The 232-nt window shown below is 57.8% G+C and carries 1 pseudogene; it reads left to right on the forward strand.

The annotated features are described in order from the left end of the window. Positions 1 to 25 precede the first annotated feature (25 nt). Positions 26 to 232: pseudogene (locus HMPREF2874_RS09365) on the forward strand (peptide ABC transporter ATPase); the annotation flags it as partial.

Here is a 232-nt window from a genome sequence, read left to right on the forward strand (position 1 = left end):
CGGTGACGAGGATACTTTCTACACCATGGGCAAGCCGGTTAGCAGGGCACGCGGCGAAGAGCCACGCAAGACCGCCACCAGCTACGTGTATAAGCGCTCAGGTAATTTCCATGCCTACGCAACGGTGTCATACTCTGGTCGTTTCCGGGTGAACGGCGGCGATTGGCAGGCGCTGGATGTCGTGTTGACGAAGGAAACTGTCGACCCGCTACTGATTCGTGTGTGGTGGGTT

Source organism: Rothia sp. HMSC068F09 (genome assembly GCF_001812775.1).
In the GTDB taxonomy this organism is placed as follows: Bacteria; Actinomycetota; Actinomycetes; order Actinomycetales; family Micrococcaceae; genus Rothia; species Rothia mucilaginosa_A.